Annotated in this window: 14 protein-coding genes; 6 read left to right on the top strand and 8 right to left on the bottom strand. The window is 31.1% G+C overall.

All coding sequences use genetic code 11. From position 1 onward, the window contains the following. Window positions 1-1,013 precede the first annotated feature (1,013 nt). The 4 genes from B4L98_RS07165 (at window position 1,014) to B4L98_RS07150 (ending at window position 7,398) form a co-directional block, all read left to right on the top strand. The gene (locus tag B4L98_RS07165; RefSeq protein WP_291077898.1) at window positions 1,014-3,173 is read left to right on the top strand and encodes a S9 family peptidase; all 2,160 of its coding nucleotides are present in this window, start codon (window positions 1,014-1,016) and stop codon (window positions 3,171-3,173) included. 170 nt (window positions 3,174-3,343) lie between these two features. Further along, on the top strand, window positions 3,344-4,825 hold the full coding sequence (locus tag B4L98_RS07160) for a peptide MFS transporter (RefSeq protein WP_291059789.1): 1,482 nt from the start codon (window positions 3,344-3,346) through the stop codon (window positions 4,823-4,825). Between the two features lie 29 nt (window positions 4,826-4,854). Continuing rightward, window positions 4,855-6,939 (top strand): peptide MFS transporter, encoded by a 2,085-nt coding sequence (locus B4L98_RS07155; protein WP_219034010.1) that lies wholly within the window; start codon window positions 4,855-4,857, stop codon window positions 6,937-6,939. A 15-nt stretch (window positions 6,940-6,954) separates the two neighbouring features. Further along, window positions 6,955-7,398 carry a thioredoxin family protein gene (locus B4L98_RS07150; protein ID WP_125348917.1) on the top strand — a complete coding sequence of 148 codons (444 nt, stop codon included), beginning with the start codon at window positions 6,955-6,957 and terminating at the stop codon, window positions 7,396-7,398. Here B4L98_RS07150 and B4L98_RS07145 read toward each other — a convergent pair. Further along, window positions 7,388-9,352: a ComEC/Rec2 family competence protein gene (locus tag B4L98_RS07145; RefSeq protein WP_291077896.1), complete on the bottom strand. Its 1,965-nt coding sequence runs from the start codon at window positions 9,350-9,352 to the stop codon at window positions 7,388-7,390. The genes B4L98_RS07150 and B4L98_RS07145 overlap by 11 nt on opposite strands. 78 nt (window positions 9,353-9,430) lie before the next feature. Here B4L98_RS07145 and B4L98_RS07140 point away from each other — a divergent pair, with 78 nt between their 5' ends. Then, on the top strand, window positions 9,431-9,868 hold the full coding sequence (locus B4L98_RS07140) for a DUF2141 domain-containing protein (RefSeq protein WP_291077894.1): 438 nt from the start codon (window positions 9,431-9,433) through the stop codon (window positions 9,866-9,868). Between the two features lie 17 nt (window positions 9,869-9,885). Here B4L98_RS07140 and B4L98_RS07135 read toward each other — a convergent pair whose 3' ends face one another. From B4L98_RS07135 to lpxB, 4 genes are all read right to left on the bottom strand, one after another. After that, window positions 9,886-11,235, bottom strand: coding sequence for an outer membrane beta-barrel protein (locus B4L98_RS07135; RefSeq protein ID WP_291077892.1), 1,350 nt, complete (start codon window positions 11,233-11,235; stop codon window positions 9,886-9,888). Beyond that, on the bottom strand, window positions 11,222-11,779 hold the full coding sequence (locus B4L98_RS07130; RefSeq protein ID WP_038333274.1) for an RNA polymerase sigma factor: 558 nt from the start codon (window positions 11,777-11,779) through the stop codon (window positions 11,222-11,224). Before B4L98_RS07130 ends, B4L98_RS07135 begins: the two co-directional genes overlap by 14 nt. A 13-nt stretch (window positions 11,780-11,792) precedes the next feature. Continuing rightward, complete coding sequence (locus tag B4L98_RS07125) at window positions 11,793-12,233, bottom strand: hypothetical protein (protein ID WP_180905443.1); 441 nt, start codon at window positions 12,231-12,233, stop codon at window positions 11,793-11,795. 246 nt (window positions 12,234-12,479) lie between these two features. Continuing rightward, window positions 12,480-13,592: a lipid-A-disaccharide synthase gene (gene lpxB / locus B4L98_RS07120; RefSeq protein WP_286494960.1), complete on the bottom strand. Its 1,113-nt coding sequence runs from the start codon at window positions 13,590-13,592 to the stop codon at window positions 12,480-12,482. A 100-nt stretch (window positions 13,593-13,692) separates the two neighbouring features. Between lpxB and B4L98_RS07115 the strand changes: the two genes are divergently transcribed. Then, window positions 13,693-14,202 (top strand): DUF2480 family protein, encoded by a 510-nt coding sequence (locus B4L98_RS07115; RefSeq protein WP_221855726.1) that lies wholly within the window; start codon window positions 13,693-13,695, stop codon window positions 14,200-14,202. Window positions 14,203-14,255: 53 nt separating this feature from the next. On the opposite strand, the gene clpB is transcribed toward B4L98_RS07115, so the two are convergent. The 3 genes from clpB to epsC all read right to left on the bottom strand — a co-directional run bounded on the left by clpB (window position 14,256) and on the right by epsC (window position 18,720). Beyond that, window positions 14,256-16,868 carry an ATP-dependent chaperone ClpB gene (clpB, locus tag B4L98_RS07110; RefSeq protein ID WP_180905441.1) on the bottom strand — a complete coding sequence of 871 codons (2,613 nt, stop codon included), beginning with the start codon at window positions 16,866-16,868 and terminating at the stop codon, window positions 14,256-14,258. 157 nt (window positions 16,869-17,025) lie between these two features. Then, window positions 17,026-17,934 carry a cysteine synthase A gene (cysK, locus tag B4L98_RS07105; RefSeq protein WP_038333247.1) on the bottom strand — a complete coding sequence of 303 codons (909 nt, stop codon included), beginning with the start codon at window positions 17,932-17,934 and terminating at the stop codon, window positions 17,026-17,028. 12 nt (window positions 17,935-17,946) lie between these two features. Continuing rightward, the gene (gene epsC, locus B4L98_RS07100) at window positions 17,947-18,720 is read right to left on the bottom strand and encodes a serine O-acetyltransferase EpsC (protein WP_125348924.1); all 774 of its coding nucleotides are present in this window, start codon (window positions 18,718-18,720) and stop codon (window positions 17,947-17,949) included. Between the last annotated feature and the right edge of the window lie 147 nt (window positions 18,721-18,867).

Raw genomic sequence — 18,867 nt, 5'->3', positions numbered from 1 at the left:
CACAGTTTTTTGGATATTGCCTATAAAAAGGATTTTGTTTTAAAAATCCTTTTTTTATATCTATCAAATTGATAAAATTAGTTTATTAATCGACCCTATTACGTGTTGAATAAAAGTATTGGCAACTGTGTTCGTTTGTCAATTCATTCTTCTTCCATCATTTGTTTCATCTTGATTTGGAAATCCTAAAAAAAATACAGTATAAGAAAAGGTATAAGACTTATTTATCTTAACATGATGAAAGGAATAAGAAATCATTTTTCAAATAGAAAATAAACAATATTTACATTATTAAGGTCTATTAAACATAATCATTATTATACACCAAAGATTTTTAGGTTAAAACACTGATTGCGTGAGAGTGCAGTTTTGAATAAACAAATTTGTAATTTAAAATGCTCTGAAAGACGCATTTTATCGTTGAGTGAAGGTATTCATATCAGACAAAATTATTTTTCTTTCGTACTAATTTTTTACTGCAACGTTATTATTTTTTTTATAAATCTCTATAGAGTTTATTCGTGTTTTCTTCGACCGTTCTTCGACCATTGTCCTCGCAAAGGTGCATTTTTCCGCAAGTTTGTCGAACGATGGTCGAACAAGAGTAAAATGAGCTATTTTTCGAGATGATGTGAAACATAGATATACAGAGGTTTGTATAGGAGTTTCAATTAACTAAAACATATTGTTGATAAAAATACTGGAGGACAGAAGTGGACAAATGTGGACAAAACCGGACATTTGTGGTCACTTTTTGTGAAAAATGTAATTTGTATTGTTTAAATGATTATATTACAAATATTTGATTATTTTAAATTGTTTTGATTGAATTAATAATATTCTTGATAAAAATGATGAAATACGATTATCTGTAAATTGTTTAAAATATAAAATAGTGAAGAGTTTTTCGTTTATATGAACGATTATAATGGATTATTCGAGGAAATGTGTTATTTGAGAAAATAGAATTGTTTATATTTGATTGTTTGAACTCACATGATTAGAAAATTAATATGAAAAAATTTATTTTAAGTTTGGCTATCCTTGCGATGGGTGCTTATTCTTATGCACAACAAATAACCATTGAAGGGATATATGGCGGTAAATACCGAGAAAACTCATTATATGGTGTAAATTCATTGAATGATGGAGAAAATTATACAATTCTTACAAAAGACGGATTGGTAAAACGTTCGTATGAATCGACATTGAAAAAAGGTCAGACTTCTGATGTAGTTGTCGTTCCTGGAAAGTTTGAAGGTTATGAATTTAGTTCTGATGAGCGTTACGTTTTATTGCAAACTAATTCGCACCAAATTTATCGCCATTCGTTTACAGCAAAGTTTGAAGTGTATGATACACAAACAAAATCGAAAGTATTGTTATTTGATGGAAAAGGAATTCAAGAGCCTTTGTTTTCGCCAGATGCTTCTAAGGTAGCTTTTGCTTTTGAGAATAATTTATACATTCAAGACTTAAAATCGAACAAGGTAATTCAAGTTACAACGGATGGTAAAAAGAATAATATTATCAACGGGATCAACGATTGGGTTTATGAAGAAGAGTTTGGTTTCGTAAGAAATTTTGATTGGAATGCTGATGGAACGTCTTTGGCTTATGTTCGTTTTGACGAATCGAAAGTCAAAGAAATTAATATTCCGATTTACCACAATAATCTTTATCCACAAGAATTACGTTACAAATATCCAAAAGCAGGACAAGACAATTCGGAAGTTTCGTTACATGTTTTTGATACGAAGAATAACTCAACTGCAAATGTTAATTTAGGCGGAGTTCAGAATTATTATATTCCTAAAATTAAGTTCTCTACAAAAGCGAATTTATTAACGGTTGTAACGTCTAACCGTCATCAAAATAATGTAGATGTTTCGTTTTATGATATCAACACGAAAAAAGTAAATAAATTATTTACTGAAATAAATAAAGCGTGGATAGAAACGGATAATTTAACATTAGAATTTTTAGCAGATAATTCGTTCTTATGGACTTCTGAGCGCGATGGAAATAACCATATTTACCATTATGCAGATAGCGGAAAGCTAATTAACCAAGTGACGAAAGGAGATTGGGAGGTAACGAATTACTATGGGTATAATCCTGGTAATAAAACACTTTATTATCAATCAAACTCAAATAATGGAAAACGTATTTCGACAGAAAGACAAATTTCTTCGGTTAGTTTAGATGGTAAGAAAACAACAATGTTGACGAAAAATAATGGAACAAATTCGGCTGCTTTCAGTAAGAATTTTACGTATTTCATTAATACTTTTTCGAATACAACAACTCCAAAAACAATTAGTTTGGTTGAATCTAAATCTGGAAAAGATTTGGGTGTTATCGTTGACAATACTTCTTTAAAAGATAAATTGACTACAGATAATATTGGAACAAAAGAATTATTTGTGTTGAAAACGACAGCAGGAAACGAATTAAATGCTTACGTAATCAAACCAAAAAACTTTGATCCAACCAAAAAATATCCAGTTTTGATGTATCAATATTCTGGACCAGGTTCTCAGAATGTAAATAATGCGTATTTCAACTCAAATGATTATTGGCACATGATGTTGGCACAAGAAGGTTATATCGTTTTCTGTGTTGACGGTCGTGGAACGGGATACAAAGGAGAAGATTTCAAGAAGCAAACGTATTTACAATTAGGAAAATATGAGGTAGAAGATCAAATTGCTGCGGCAAAAGAAATTGGTAAATTACCTTATGTGGACAAATCTCGTATCGGAATTTGGGGTTGGTCTTATGGAGGATTCATGGCTTCGAATGTATTATTCAAAGGAAATGATGTGTTCAAAGCGGCGATTGCTGTTGCTCCTGTAACAAACTGGCGTTATTATGATTCTGTTTATACAGAGCGTTTTATGCGTACACCAGAAGAAAATGCATCTGGTTATGATGACAATTCACCAATTAATTATGCAAACGAGTTGAAAGGTAATTTCTTATTAATTTCTGGTTCTGCTGATGATAATGTGCATCCACAAAACACATTCGAATTATCAGAAGCTTTGGTACAAGCGAACAAAGATTTTGATATGGCCATTTATACAGATAAAGATCACGGGATTTATGGTGGAAACACGCGTATTCAGCTTTACCGTAAAATGACAAACTTTATCAAGAAGAATTTGTAAGAAAAAAGCTGTATTTATTAGAATACGCCAATGAATAAGATGAAACATTATTCAAATTGACAAAAATCATACATTAAATAAAAAAAACCTCTGCATTGTCGGAGGTTTTTTTTACTTTCGTTGATTGCTAATAAAATCTAAAGGATATATTAGTGCATAGTTAAAAAATCATGAGTCAAAAATTAACGTTGGATCAAATACAAAACTTTGAAGGAAAATATCCCAAACAGCTTTGGTATTTGTTTACGATAGAAATGTGGGAACGTTTTTGTTTCTACGGTATGAGAGGTGTTTTAGCAATTTTTATGACAGACCAACTAGGTCTTTTAGAAAAAGATGCTAATTTGAAATATGGCGCAATACAAGCATTTATTTATGCATTTACATTTATTGGAGGTATTTTCGCTGATAAAATATTAGGTTTCAAAAAGTCTTTAGTTTTTGGAGGTCTTTTTATGGTCATCGGAAATTTAATCATTGCCTATGATCCTCATACAATGTTTTATGTAGGAATTACCTGCACCATTATAGGAACAGGTTTTTTTAAACCCAATATATCATCAATGGTAGGTGAATTGTATAAAGAAGGAGATGTAAGACGTGATGCAGGTTATGGAATGTTTTATGCCGGAATAAATATAGGAGGTCTTTTAGGAGGTGCTTTGTGTGTTTATTTGGGAAAATATTACTCTTGGAGTTTATGTTTCTTAGCAGCAGCAATTGTAATGGTGATTGGTTTGATAACTTATTTTGCTACTAAAAAAAGTTTAGAACCTATAGGAAACACTCCATTAGAAAAAGATAGTATACAAAAAAGGACTTTTAAAGAAACAGCTGTTTACGTTGGTGCAATAGTTATATTACCTTTAATATATTTCTTAATTCATAGAAGTGATTTAACCGATTATTTTATGTACGGAATTGGTATTGCTGCGCTTTTGTATTTAGGATTCGAGATATTAAAATTAAATAATAGTTATAAGAAAAAAGTTTTAGCAGCTTTTATTTTTATTGTTATGTATTTGATTTTTAATGTTATTTATGAACAAAGTGGAGGTTCTTTATCTCTTTTCGCAAAAGATAACTTAGTACATAATTTACTATTCTTCGAAATTGATCCAAATATTATTAATAATAGTGCTAATTCATTTTTTATAATCATAGTAAGTCCATTAGCAGGATTGTTATGGATATGGTTAGCTAAAAAGAAAATAGAACCTAATACAATTATTAAATTCGGAATAGGGTTTTTATTCTTATCATTAGGATTCTTTTTATTTTATTCTTTACGATTCTTTGTAAACGATACAGGACAATCATCTCTTAATTTATTCACTTTTACTTGGCTAGTAATTACTCTAGGAGAGTTATGTTTAGGTCCAATCGGTATGTCAATTATTACGAAGCTATCTCCTCAAAAACTATTTGGAATGATGATGGGGATGTGGTTTTTAGCAAGTGCTTTTGGTCAGTTTTTCGCAGGGAAAATTGGAGCAGAAATGTCTGAAGCAAATACAGGAGGAACTTTAATGTCAAAATTGATTGCCTATACTGATGGCTACAAAGATTTGGGAATATACGCTTTAATTGCAGGTGTATTATTAATCGCTTTATCCCCATTAATTCGCAAATTAATGCAAGACGTAAAATAACTTTTAAGAAATACTTTTAACAAACAAACATGAGTTCAAAATCAGAAAATTTCTTTGATTCAAAAGTACTTGGGCATCCGTCAGGGTTGTTCGTGCTTTTCTTTACAGAGATGTGGGAGCGTTTTTCATTCTACGGAATGCGCGTTTTATTAATTCAGTTTTTAACAGCTGCAGTTATTGGGTTAAATCCAGGTTGGGAATGGTCTATAGAAAAAGCAACTGCTTTATATGGAACATATGCAATGTTATTATACATTACGCCCATCTTTGGAGGTATTATTGCCGATAAATACATAGGTTATAGATGGGCAGTTGTAATTGGTGCGATTATTATGACTCTTGGTCATGCATTCATGGCTTTTGATACACCTATCTTTTTATATTTAGGATTGGCGTGTTTGGTTATCGGAACAGGATTCTTTAAACCAAATATGACATCTATCTTATCAGAAATGTACAAAGACTTTCCTGAGAAAAAGGATGGTGCTTATACAATTTTCTACATGGGAGTTAACGCTGGTGCATTCTTCGGAATGATGTTATGTGGATTCTTAGCAGAAAAAGTAGGATGGCACTGGGGATTCGGTTTAGCTGGAATCTTCATGTTATTAGGAACATTACAGTTCTGGTTAGCAAAACCATTATTTGGGCATATTGGTGAAGTTCCTTCAAAAACAGGAAATCAAATTACTGCTGATGATGATACACCAAAATACGAACCAGGAGAAAAACCAAATCCTTTTACAGTATTAGATCAAGTATTGATCGTTATTATGACGCTTTTAGGATTAGGATATGCGTTCAATGATCCGTTAAATGCAATTGGTGGAATTAACTTATTCCCATTCTCTATCGGAGGATTATCAGGACAAAATGTCGTTATTTTAGTAGCATTATTCTTGTTCTTCTTTGTGGTAATTCGTCGTTTGGCAAATTATACAAAAGTGGTTCGTGATCGTATGATTGCGGTAATTATTTTTGCTTTCTTCGTTATCTTCTTCTGGATGTCTTTCGAACAAGGAGCTACATCATTAGTAATCTTTGCGCGTGATAATACAGAACGTAACTTAATTGGAGGTGCTGCAATGGCATTCAACGTTTTCAATACATTATTAACAGTTGTTCCATTATTGTTCATCTCGTATGTATTGATTTTATTAGCAAAACAAACATTTAAAAAAGCGGCTTTATCTAATGTTGTTTTAGCGTTTACTTTCTTAGGAATTTGGGCTGCTGCAATTTGGATGTTAAACTATAACTGGACTTCTCACTCTTACGATGTTTCTTACCAAGCAATTGAAACGGCTAAATTAGACGACTCTGGTAAACAAGTGATGAACGAAGAAGGTCAACCTGTTTTTGATAAAACACCAGTTACGGCTTCTTATGTTGCAAATTCTACAGATAAAATTGTTACTGAAACAATTAATTTAGCTTCTCAAGACGCTTTAACAAAAGGTTCAGATATTAGCATTCACAAAGAAGGAGATAAATTTGTATTAGTTTCTCCAGAAAGTTTAGTGAAATTAGATACTGAATATAAAAATCAAAACAAACCATCTGAAGTTGTTCCTGCGAAAGTAGCAGAGATTAAAGATTCTCAAGTAGAAATTACCGTTTCTTGGTTCTCTACATTAAACTCTTTCTTCATCATTGCATTAGCTTCATTAGTTTCTCGTGTTTGGGATTCTAAATACAACCCATCAGCTTCTGTAAAATATGGTTTAGGATTAATCATTATGGCAATCGGATTCGGATTCTTAGCTTTCGGTTCTTACGGAATTTCAGAAGGCGTTCGCGTTTCTATCATCTGGTTAGTATTAGCTTATTTGTTCCATACATTGGGCGAGCTCTGTTTATCTCCAGTTGGACTTTCGTACGTATCAAAATTAGTTCCAGCACGTATGATTGCATTTATGTTCGGAATGTGGTACCTTGCAATTGCAATTGGTAACAAATTGGCAGCCATTTTAGGAGGTCAAATCGAAAATATTACAAAAGAATATTCGTTATCAACTTTCTTCTTAATTTTTACAATTGTACCAATTGTAGCAGGTTTAATCGTTATCGCATTAAATCCAGTTATGAAGAAATTGATGCACGGAGTTAAATAATAAAGATTGAAATTTATGAAATCAAGCTTAGCAATCGCTGCCCTAATTTTATCATCATTTCTTTTCGGACAAGAAATTAAATGGTTATCATTAGACGAAGCAACAAAGGAAATAAAAGCACATCCAGAAAAACCTGTATTGATTAATTTTTATACAACTTGGTGTGGATTCTGTAAGCGTTTGGACAAAGAAACTTTTACAGATAATAAAGTCGCAGATTATGTAAACAAAAATTACATTGCGGTAAAATTTGATGCAGAAACAAAGGATATGGTAAAATTTATGGGAATTCAGTACACATATATTGCGCCTGCTAAAGCGAATTATATGGCATATGCCTTTACAAACGGACAATTGAGTTATCCTGCAACTGTTTTGATGAACGGAAAAGGAGATATCAACAAAGTCGTTTTGGGTTATCGTAGTTCAACAGATTTCATAAACGATATTAAAATTTAATCGAGAAATAACCTTGTTGAGAGGTTTTCCATAAAACAGAATCAGAAGTTTTTTCGAGTTCTGTAACAATAGAAGGGTAGTTGCTGGCATCAGCAATTACCCTTTTTAAATTTTCATTATTTTCGAAAGGATAAAGATTTGATTGATGAATTAACACATAAAAAGGAATATCAGAATGTTCTTCATTTAATAAGAGCTTAAATGACTTCGTTTCAATAGAATTTGGATGTTTGATAAAATGTTGATGTTTAAAGTCTGAATCATAAGAGTAGAAACTAACATCTTTTATTCTTTCGTGGATTTTATATGGTTTAATCGTAAAATTATATGTTTTTTCATCTAAAGGATTTTCACTTAAAATGCTTAAACTTCGTTGATTTCTTATGCCGATAATACTATTCTTGTATTGATTAAAAACGATTAATTCATTCGAATGATTGAGTTGATTAATTTGGTGAAATCGTTCCACTTGAATTAGAAATAAAGAAATTAAACAAACAAATAATGCTAGTTTAGATTTTTTTAGGAACAATGGTTTTGATGCATATAAAATAACGCCAATCAAAATTGCGGTAAATAAACTGATGTAAACATCTTTTGCAATAAACTTGAAGTTCGCTAACCAATAAATATATTGATTTGAGTAATAGATAAAATGATTGAAAATCCATGTATAGATTGGAATATTAAGATCGAAAATGATGAGAAGAATACTAATTATTCCGCCACAAATCATAAAAAAGGAAGCAGGAATCAAGACTAAATTTCCAAATAAAAACAATCCTGAAAATTGATTAAAATACAAGACCGAAATTGGTAAAGTTCCTAATTGAGCAGATAAACTTGTTTCAATCATAATCTTGATTTTCTTCAGGAAACTATTTTTAACTTTCCAATAATACTCAAAAATTGGATTGAGCCAAACAATGAAAAAGACCGCTGAAAAACTCAATTGAAAGCCAACATCAAACAAATAATTAGGTTGAAAAACTAGAATGATAAAAGCAGAAAGTGAAAGTGTGTGAAAAATATTTTTTGGTCGGTTGAGTAATTCGCTAATATAATAAATGGTAATCATCAACGCAGAACGAAAAACTGGCGGTTGTAATTCGACATAAAAAGCAAAGATCCAGATAAATATTAAGCTAATAATTATTCTAATTTTTCGACCTTGTTTTAGCTTTAATAATGGTTGTAAAACGAATTGTAAAATCATGTAAATCATCATCACATGTAAACCAGAAATGGATAAAATATGCACAACTCCTGTTGCTACATAACTTTGATTGAGTTCTTGCGAAAGCTCTGTTCTATCACCCAAAAGCATAGACGAAATAATCGCTCTACTTTCAAGGGAATAACCTTGTTCTGTTAGTTCTTTTCGAATCTTGACTTTCGATTTGGCAACCCAATTTCGAAATCCATTTCCTTCTTTGTGAATAGAAATAATTTCATTTGTAAAGATTTGAGAATAAATTCGTTTTCTGTTTAAAAAACGTTTATAATCAAATTGATATGGATTTAACGGTTCTTGGATTTCTCTTTTTTCTCCTAAAATTATGATTTCATCATTGGGATATAAAATTTGTTGTTGAGGTTTGATATGAAGTAAAATTTGCTCATTCGTTTCAATATCTTTTACAACGTAATTGGTATATTTTTCGGTAGAATTAGAACTATAAACGACTTTTAGTAAATGAATTTTCGAAACAGATTCGAAATCAATTTTTGAATGTCGATTATAATTTTGATGAATATAATAGCCTAAAATCATCGAAATGCCTAAAAAAGTGATTATATTTTGACGATTATTATTTTTTAACAAAGAGATAAAAAGTAAAGTAATTAATGAAAAAAATATAATTCGTAAATTTGTAGCAGGAATTAATAATTCGGATAAAATTATTCCGATTGAGAAACAAATTGTTAGGGTAAAAAAGAGATACTTTTTCATCCTAATAATTTATAAATTTTTTTACAAATAGCAGGTTTTAATTATTTGTAAACGAATTGATTAAAAAAATAAAAAAAAATGAAGAAGATTCTTATATTAATTGTGTTATTTTTTACTCAAATGGCAATGGCTCAAATTGATGTAAAACTATCAATCACAAACCTTAAGAAAATGAAAGGAAATTTGGCTATAGAGTTTTATAGAAATGTAGAAAATTATACAAAAGGTCAAAATGCATTCAAAAAATTGTACGTTCCAGTTGCTGATATAGACAGGTATGAAACGGTTTTTAAAGATATTGAGCCAACATTTTATGCGGTAAAAGTGTATTTGGATACGAACAATAATAAACAGCTTGATAAAAGTTTTTTGGGTGTGCGTAAAGAACCGTATGGTTTTTCTAAGAATTTAGATCCTATTTTGCGTGAGCCAACTTTTGAGGAAGCCAAAGTGGAAATGACTGAAGAAAATAATACAATTGTAATCAAATTAAACAATAACAAAGGCGAAGAATAATCTTCGTCTTTTTTTTGTTAAAATTTAATTGAAAAACCTAAATTCAATCCTAATAAAGAAGGATTTTTAGCATCTACATTTTTCAATGGATTTAGCATATATCTATAATTTGGTTCCAAATTTATACTTGATTTATTTGATAAATTATACTCTAACTTAACTCCAGCGTTAGCGCTATAACTCGAATTATTTAAGTTATTTGCTTCGCCTAATTTATAATTTGATCTTGTATTAGTATCAGCTAATGAAATAGAATTTTTCGTTACAGCAAAATAACTTCCTCCCGCTATTGCTATAATATTGAATTTATCAAAACTTGCCAATTTATATTCAACTTCTAATGGAACTTCGATGTAATGAACTTTTTGTTCCATAGTATTGGTTTCAGAAGACAACATGGTCATTGTTGTATGTGATATATTATCACCTACAACTCGAATATTCGAATGATATGTGATATTGTTAGATGATTTTGGCATGCTTGCAGAAAGTGCATAAACACCTGTATTGATTCCCGAATTTATATTGGTTGTATTTTGTTCCAACTCAACTTTTGCAATTCCCGAACGAACATTTATCTTATCATTTAATCGAACAGAAACTTTTGCGCCATAAGCAACTGTAATGTTATTTTTGATGTTGTAATCATTAAATTCATTTGCTAAAATAGATTTTGATTCTAACACTTTTGTTGGATTGATGTACGAAGAAATCGTCAGAAGTGGAGATTTCTGTTTGATTTCTACTTTCTCTTTCTTTTTTTCCTCTTCTTGAAGAACTAATTCTAATGGTTTTTCTTCTAAAATTTTAGGATTAGTTTCTTTTTCAGAAACTTCATTTTTTGGATTGATTGAAGAATTATTTTGTACAAAATTATCTTTTTGAGTTGAATTCTTTTGAGATAATTCTAGTGTTTTATCTTCTTTTTGATTTGGAATTGTATTCGAAAATAAAGTTGATTCTCCAATTATATTTTCAAAATATGAACTTGAACTTTGAATTGTTTTTTGATTTGATTTAGAAGATTTTTTTACAGAAGAAACAATCTTATTATCAAAAGACTTTTCATTTGTATGTTCAATATTATTCCAATCTTTTTTGATAGATTCTTTAGAAGTCGATTTTGTTTTTACAACTTCATTAGTCGGCATATGATTAACGTTAATTGTATCATTTTGATTAAAATAATAGATAGAAATTCCCACAACTAAACATGCCGCAGTAGAACCAATCCAATAAAATAAAGGAATGATTCGTTTTTTCTTTTCTTTCTCGTCTAATTTCTCCTGAATATTTTTCCAAGCATCCAAAGGAGGAAGTTGTGGTTGCGAGAGTTTATCTTTAATATGTTGATCAAATTTGTTCATCTTCTGTGACAGTTTTTAATTGATTGAGTTTTTGTTTTAATAAATTTCGTGCTCTTGATAAGTTTGATTTTGAAGTTCCAACCGAAATGGTCAGCATTTCTGCAATTTCTTGGTGCGAATATTCTTCAAAAACGTAGAGGTTAAAAACTTGCCTATATTGTGGTGGAAGATTATGAACGGCTTCTAACAACTGTTGATAATCAAAATCTTCTTCAACTTCGTCGTCATCTTCCTGTGTGATAATGAGATTTTCGAAATCTTCAAAAGGTAAATTATTCTTCTTTTTTAGTTTTTCTAAATTAAGATTTACCATTATCCGTTTCATCCAACCTTCAAAAGATCCTTCGAATTTGAATTGATTTATTTTATTGAAGATATGAATAAAACCCTCTTGAAAAATATCTTGCGCATCTTCATAATTTTCGGCATAACGAAGACAGATCGAGAACAAAACAGGTGAAAACTCAACATAAATTTCTTCTTGAGCTTTTCTATTTTGTTCTTGACATTGCTTGATTAAAATTTCAAGAGAGTCACTATTCAAAACTTATTGGACTTTATTTTTCTTTGATATTTAACACAATTGAGTCATAAATTGGTTCAGTTGAATTTGGTTTATTTCCCGTCCAAAATCTTAATGTGTACTCACCAGCTTCTTTAGGTGTAAACTTCAAAGTTTTTGTTTCGTACGAAGTATTTTGCGTGCAGTTTCCATTACTTTGACTTGCATAAACACCAATGTTGTGTTTAAAAGTTGTACTTCCTTGTAAAGAGCTAAATTGAATAAAATTTTGACAAGAATTTGTTTTTTCGTACGTTACTCGAATATTTGTAGTTTTTCCTACTGGCTGAATAGAGTCTTCATGAACATTAATTGCCGTTGTTGCTAAAAAACCATAATTCATATAATCTGAGTCATCATTATTTAAACAACTAAATGTTGATAAACCTAAAATACCTACCAAAGCAAACATGCTTAATCTTTTCATTAATTTCATTGTATGAGTTTTAATCGTTATAAAAATAAGATATAGATTTTAGAAAAGGTTGCGTGAAAGAATAAGAAATTAATATATAGAATAAGAAAACCCCTTGAAAATCAAGAGGATTACTTTGTTAGAATAGGTGTAAACTTTAATTAAGTCAATCCTGAAACATTTTAATAATTAGATCTGAATGACATCTATAGCTTACAAGATTAAAAAAACAATAAAAGGTTGCGTCAAACTTTTACTTTTTTTTAATTATTTTTTTAAGTCCTCAGTAATTAGTGAAGCGGTTCTTTCTGAAGCGCCAATTCCACCAAGTTTATGATACAATTCTTCGTAGCTTTTCATGATTTTTTCACGTTTAGGAGAATTTAAAATTAAATCTAATTCTCGTTTGATATTTTCGTAAGTTAAATCATATTGAATTAACTCTTTCACTACTTCTTCGTCCATAATCAAGTTTACCAACGAAATAAAACGAATGTTTTTTACAACACGTTTTCCGATTTCGTACGAAATAGCATTTCCTTTGTAACAAACAACTTCTGGAACTTTCAGTAAAGCAGTTTCTAATGTTGCTGTTCCTGATGTAACCAAGGCTGCATGAGAAACTCGTAATAAATCATAGGTTCTATTCTCAACAATTTTCAAGTTGTTGCCTGCAATTTTTTTATAATTTTCGATTGGTTGAGATGGTGCACCAGCCACAACAAATTGATAATCGGGAAAATCTTTTTCCACTGAAAGCATCAAAGGTAATTTGACTTTAATTTCTTGTGTTCGACTTCCAGGAAGTAAAGCAATAATTGGTCTTTCGTCTAAATTATGATCTTTTCTAAATTGTTGTTCATCAATTGGCGGAAGATTATTCAACGAATCTAATAATGGATTTCCGACAAAATCTACTTTGTAATTGTAACGTTGATAAAATTCTTCTTCGAACGGAAGAATCACAAACATTTTGTCGACAACTTTTTTGATTTTATGAACTCGACCAGTTTTCCAAGCCCAAATTTGTGGCGAAATATAATAGTAAATTTTAATTCCAAGACTTTTTACAAATTCAGCAATTCTGAGATTAAAACCAGGATAATCAACTAAAATAACTGCATCTGGCTGATAAGCTTCGATGTCTTTTTTAGCAACCGAAATATTTCCTAAAATCGTTCTCAAATTCATTACAACTTCAGCAAAACCCATAAACGCCAAATCTCTGTAATGTTTGACTAAAGTTCCGCCTTGCGTTTGCATCAAATCTCCTCCCCAAAATCTGAATTCAGCTTGTGGATCTTTTAATTTTAATTCTTTCATTAAGTTCGATGCGTGCAAATCGCCCGAAGCTTCACCTGCAATGATATAGTATTTCAATGGAAATCATTTTTCTTCTTACAAAGATAGGAGAAATCTATAAGTGGAGTAGATTTCAATGTTTTTTATTGCGTAAATTTACTCTTTCAAACAAAGAAAAATGTCAGACGAAATTATAAATAAAGTTGCCAATAGTAGTTTAGTAACAATTGATTTACAGGATTATTATCCTGATGGAGATCGTGTTGTTTTTGACTTGAAAGATTGGTTATATGAAGAATTGATTCTTAGAGAAAAGGATTTTAGAGAAAATCTTAAAAATCATGATTGGACACAATATCAAGATAAATATGTAGCGTTAACGTGTACTGCGGATGCGATTGTTCCGTCTTGGGCTTATTTGTTGGTTGCAACCTATTTGTCGCCAATTGCGAAACGAATTGTACATGGAAGTTTGCAAGATTTGGATACGATTTTGTACACAGAAATTGTAGATCATTTGCCTTATGAAGATTATGTTGATGGAAAAATAATAGTGAAAGGTTGCTCTCACAAACCTGTGCCAGAATCGGCTTATATTCAGTTAATTGAACGTTTACAACCAATTGTAAGCTCGTTAATGTTTGGTGAAGCGTGTAGCACTGTTCCGCTTTATAAAAAGAAGAAATAAAAAAATCCGCTCAACGAGCGGATTTTTTACACATGAATAAAATCGTAAAATACTTATTGATTAGTTCTGAAAACTAATTTATTATCTCCAGGTTTTTCTTCGAAATAATCGATTAAAACCGCATCATTATCATTTATTGTTCCTTTTAAAATTTCTTTTGAAAGTTCATTTAATACATCTTGTTGAATAACTCGTTTCAATGGTCTTGCTCCGAATTGAGGATCGTAGCCTTTTCTTGCTAAATAATCGACAGCTTCTGGCGTAATATCTAATGTAATATCGCGTTGTGCTAATTTCTTCGCAACTCCGCTTAAATAGATATTCACGATTCCAGAAATTTGATTTTCACTCAATGGACGGAACAAAATAATTTCATCAATACGATTCAAAAATTCTGGTCTAAAGTTTTGTTTCAATTCCTCAAAAACGACATCTTTTGTTTCATCATAAACTTGTGCCACATTATTTTCGTCAATGTTTGAGAATTTATCCAAAATCGTATGAGAACCAAAATTCGATGTCATAATGATAATCGTATTTTTAAAGTTAACCACACGACCTTTGTTGTCTGTCAAACGTCCGTCATCCAAAACTTGTAACAAAATATTGAAAACATCTGGATGTGCCTTCTCAATTTCGTCCAACAAAATAACTGAATAAGGACGGCGACGAACCGCTTCTGTTAACTGACCACCTTCGTCGTAACCAACGTAACCCGGAGGTGCCCCAACCAAGCGAGAAACTGCATGACGCTCCTGATATTCGGACATGTCGATACGAGTCATTGCATTTTCATCATCGAATAAGAACTCGGCTAAGGCTTTTGCCAACTCAGTTTTCCCAACACCAGTTGAACCTAAGAATAAGAACGAACCGATTGGTTTTCCTTCGTCACTAAGACCTGCACGAGAACGACGAATGGCATCAGAAACTGCTATAATTGCTTCTTCTTGACCTAAAACACGTTTGTGTAATTCGTTTTCTAAATTCAATAATTTTTCGCGATCAGATTGCATCATTTTCTGAGCCGGAACTCCTGTCCATTTCGATACAACTTCTGCAATATCATCCGCATCAACAAACTCTTTTACCAGTTTATTTTGTTTATTTTCTTCTAGATTATGTTCAGCTTCTTCTAAATTATTTTTTGCATTAACTAAATCTTCAAACTCTAATTTGGAAGCTTTTGCATAGTCGTAATCTCGTTTTGCACGCTCAATTTCGAATTTGATATTTTCGATAGATTTTCTTAAATCTTGAACTTCATCGGCACGATTTCTTTCCGCTTCCCATTTCGAATTCAATTGATTTCTTTCATCTTGAAGATTAGATAATTCTTCTTTTAAAAGATTCAATTTTTTCTCGTCATTTTCGCGTTTTATCGCTTCAATTTCGATTTCTAATTGAATAATTCTACGATCTAATTTATCTAAATCTTCTGGTTTAGAATTCATTTCCATTCTCAACTTAGAAGCTGCTTCGTCCATCAAATCGATGGCTTTATCTGGTAAAAAACGATCTGTAATATAACGTGTTGATAATTTTACAGCCGCAATAATTGCTTCGTCTTTAATTCCAATTTTATGGTGTTGCTCGTATTTATCTTTGATTCCACGCAAAATAGAAATAGCCGATTCTTCATCTGGTTCTTCTACCATTACTTTCTGGAAACGACGTTCTAAAGCTTTATCTTTTTCAAAATATTTTTGATATTCATTCAAAGTTGTAGCACCAATCGAACGTAATTCGCCACGAGCCAAAGCAGGTTTCAAGATATTTGCAGCATCCATTGCACCTTCTCCGCCGCCGCCAGCACCAACAAGCGTGTGAATCTCATCGATGAACAAAATTATTTCTCCATTCGAAGCGGTTACTTCTTTCACAACGGCTTTCAAACGCTCTTCGAACTCACCTTTGTATTTTGCACCAGCAACCAAAGCTCCCATATCCAATGAAAAAATTTGTTTATTCAAAAGATTTTCAGGAACATCTCCATTGATGATACGATGTGCTAAACCTTCTGCTATAGCGGTTTTACCAACACCTGGTTCACCAATAAGGATTGGGTTATTTTTTGTACGACGTGATAGAATTTGTAAAACACGACGAATTTCTTCATCACGTCCAATTACAGGATCTAATTTTCCTTCTTTTGCTAAATCTGTTAAGTTTTTAGCGTATTTGTTTAATGAATTATATGTTCCTTCCGCGTTTTCAGAAGTTACTCTTTCTCCGTTTCTCAATTCTGTTACTAATTTTTTTGTGTTGTCGAATGTTACACCTCTATTTTTTAATAACTGACTTACAGGCGATACATTCTTGATTATACCTAATAATAAATGCTCTAAGGTGATAAAATCATCGTTCATCTCTTTTGCAATTTCTTGTGCAGATTGCAAAATTTGGTTAGATGAATTGGAAAGATGATTTCCTTGTTGACCTTCTATTTTTGGATATTTATTGATTTCTAAATCCAACTCAGGTTTCAACATATCCATTTTTACACCTTGTTTTTCTAAGATTAATGATAACACGTTTTCATCAACATCTATCATTCCACCTAAAATATGAGCTGGTTCTATTGCTTGATTTTTTTGTGCAACTGCAATTTGCTGCGCTGCTTGAATCGCTTCACGACCCTTTATTGTAAATTGATTAAAATCCATTGGTTTTTAGTTTTTTATATTGGTTTTGTTTGCTGTATTTCATCAAAAAAAATTCCAAAGTAGAAATAAAACCTAAAAACTGACTTTTTGACTTTGTTGAATAAAAAAAGGAGACATTTTGTCAATATCTCCTTTCGTTTAAAAATTTTTATAGTATTTAAAATAAACCTTCTACTGATAGATAGCGTTCGCCAGTATCGTAGTTGACAGTTAATATTTTCGTGTTTTTGTCTACTTCATTCAAAGTTTTAGCAACTGCAGCCAATGAAGCACCTGTAGAAATTCCGACAAATATACCTTCTACTTTAGCCACTTTTTTTGCAAATTCAAATGCTTCTTCTTTTGTAATCTGAGTAGAAGAATCAACGATTGAAGTATCTAAATTAGTAGGAATAAATCCTGCTCCAATTCCTTGAATCGCGTGTGGACCAGGATTTCCTCCTGAAATGACAGGAGAATCTGTTGGTTCTACAGCGATAACTTTTGTTGAAGAGTTAACTTCTTTTAATGCTTTTCCAATTCCAGAAAGATGTCCGCCTGTTCCAACTCCTGTAATTAAATAATCAACTCCTTGTGGAAAATCTTCAAGGATTTCTTTTGCTGTTGTATTGTAATGGACTGTCGGATTCGAATTATTCTCAAATTGTTGCGGAACCCAAGCGCCTTCTATTGTTTCGGCTAATTCTTGTGCTTTTGCAATAGCGCCTTTCATTCCTAATTCTTTTGGAGTTAAAACAAATTCAGCACCATAAGCTTCCATAATTTTACGACGTTCAATTGACATCGATTCTGGCATTGTGATAATCATTTTGTAACCTTTTACAGCCGCAACAAATGATAAGCCAATTCCTGTATTACCCGAAGTAGGTTCTATAATTGTTCCTCCAGGTTTTAAAATTCCAGCTTTTTCAGCATCTTCAATCATTGCCAAAGCAATACGATCTTTTATTGATCCACCCGGATTTTGTTTTTCTACTTTAATATAAACGTTATGGTTAGGAAATAATTTATTCAGTTTAATAATTGGTGTATTTCCTATGGTTTCTAATACATTATTGTAAATCATTGTTGTAAGGTTTTAGATGATATAATTGATATGTTGTTCTTTTTTTTGTTTTTTTATTTGTGGTTGATTCTCTTGATAGACAACAGAATCTTCTTCTATACTTTCTGTAATCCAAACATTTCCGCCGACTACAGAATTTTTTCCAATAATTGTTGTTCCTCCCAAAATAGTTGCTCCAGCATAAATTGTGACATTATTTTCTATTGTTGGATGACGTTTTTTATTAGCCAAATTCTTCGAAACATAAAACGCTCCTAATGTTACGCCTTGGTAAATTTTCACATTATCACCAATCAATGTTGTTTCTCCAATGACAATTCCTGTACCATGATCGATATAAAAGTTTTTTCCAATTGAAGCACCAGGATGAATATCAATTCCAGTTTTAGAATGTGCATATTCGGAAAAAAAACGAGGAAGAATAGGCGTATTTAAATTGTAGAGAATATGTGCTAAACGATGAATTGCAATTGCAAAAAAACCAGGATAGGCTAAAATGATTTCAATTTCCGATTTAGATGCAGGATCATTTGCATAAAAAACAAAAATTAGTTCCTCTAATTCTTGTCTAAGTTGTGCAAATTGTTCAAAAAAATATAAACTAATTTGATTCGATTTCTCCTCAGGAACAATTTTTAACAAAATAGAATTGAATTGATTGAGTAAATCTTCTTTCTTATACAAAGGATTTGGTTGTTGAAAAATCTCATCATAAATAATGGATTCTATCAACGGTTCTACTTCTTGTTTTCTAAATGGTAAACTGTATTTCGTAAGCTGATTCATTCTTAAATCTATAAACTCTATAAAAATAGTAGACAAATGTATTCATTTTTTTATTCTTGAAGAAGAAATTGTCGAAAAAATGACAAAACCCATAAAAATGCTTTCTCTTTTATTATTGCTATGTAAGCATAATAACACACTGTTTTG

Source organism: Empedobacter sp. UBA5528 (assembly GCF_002426075.1).
GTDB lineage: Bacteria > Bacteroidota > Bacteroidia > Flavobacteriales > Weeksellaceae > Empedobacter > Empedobacter falsenii_B.
This window is presented reverse-complemented; position numbering and strand designations above follow the sequence as displayed.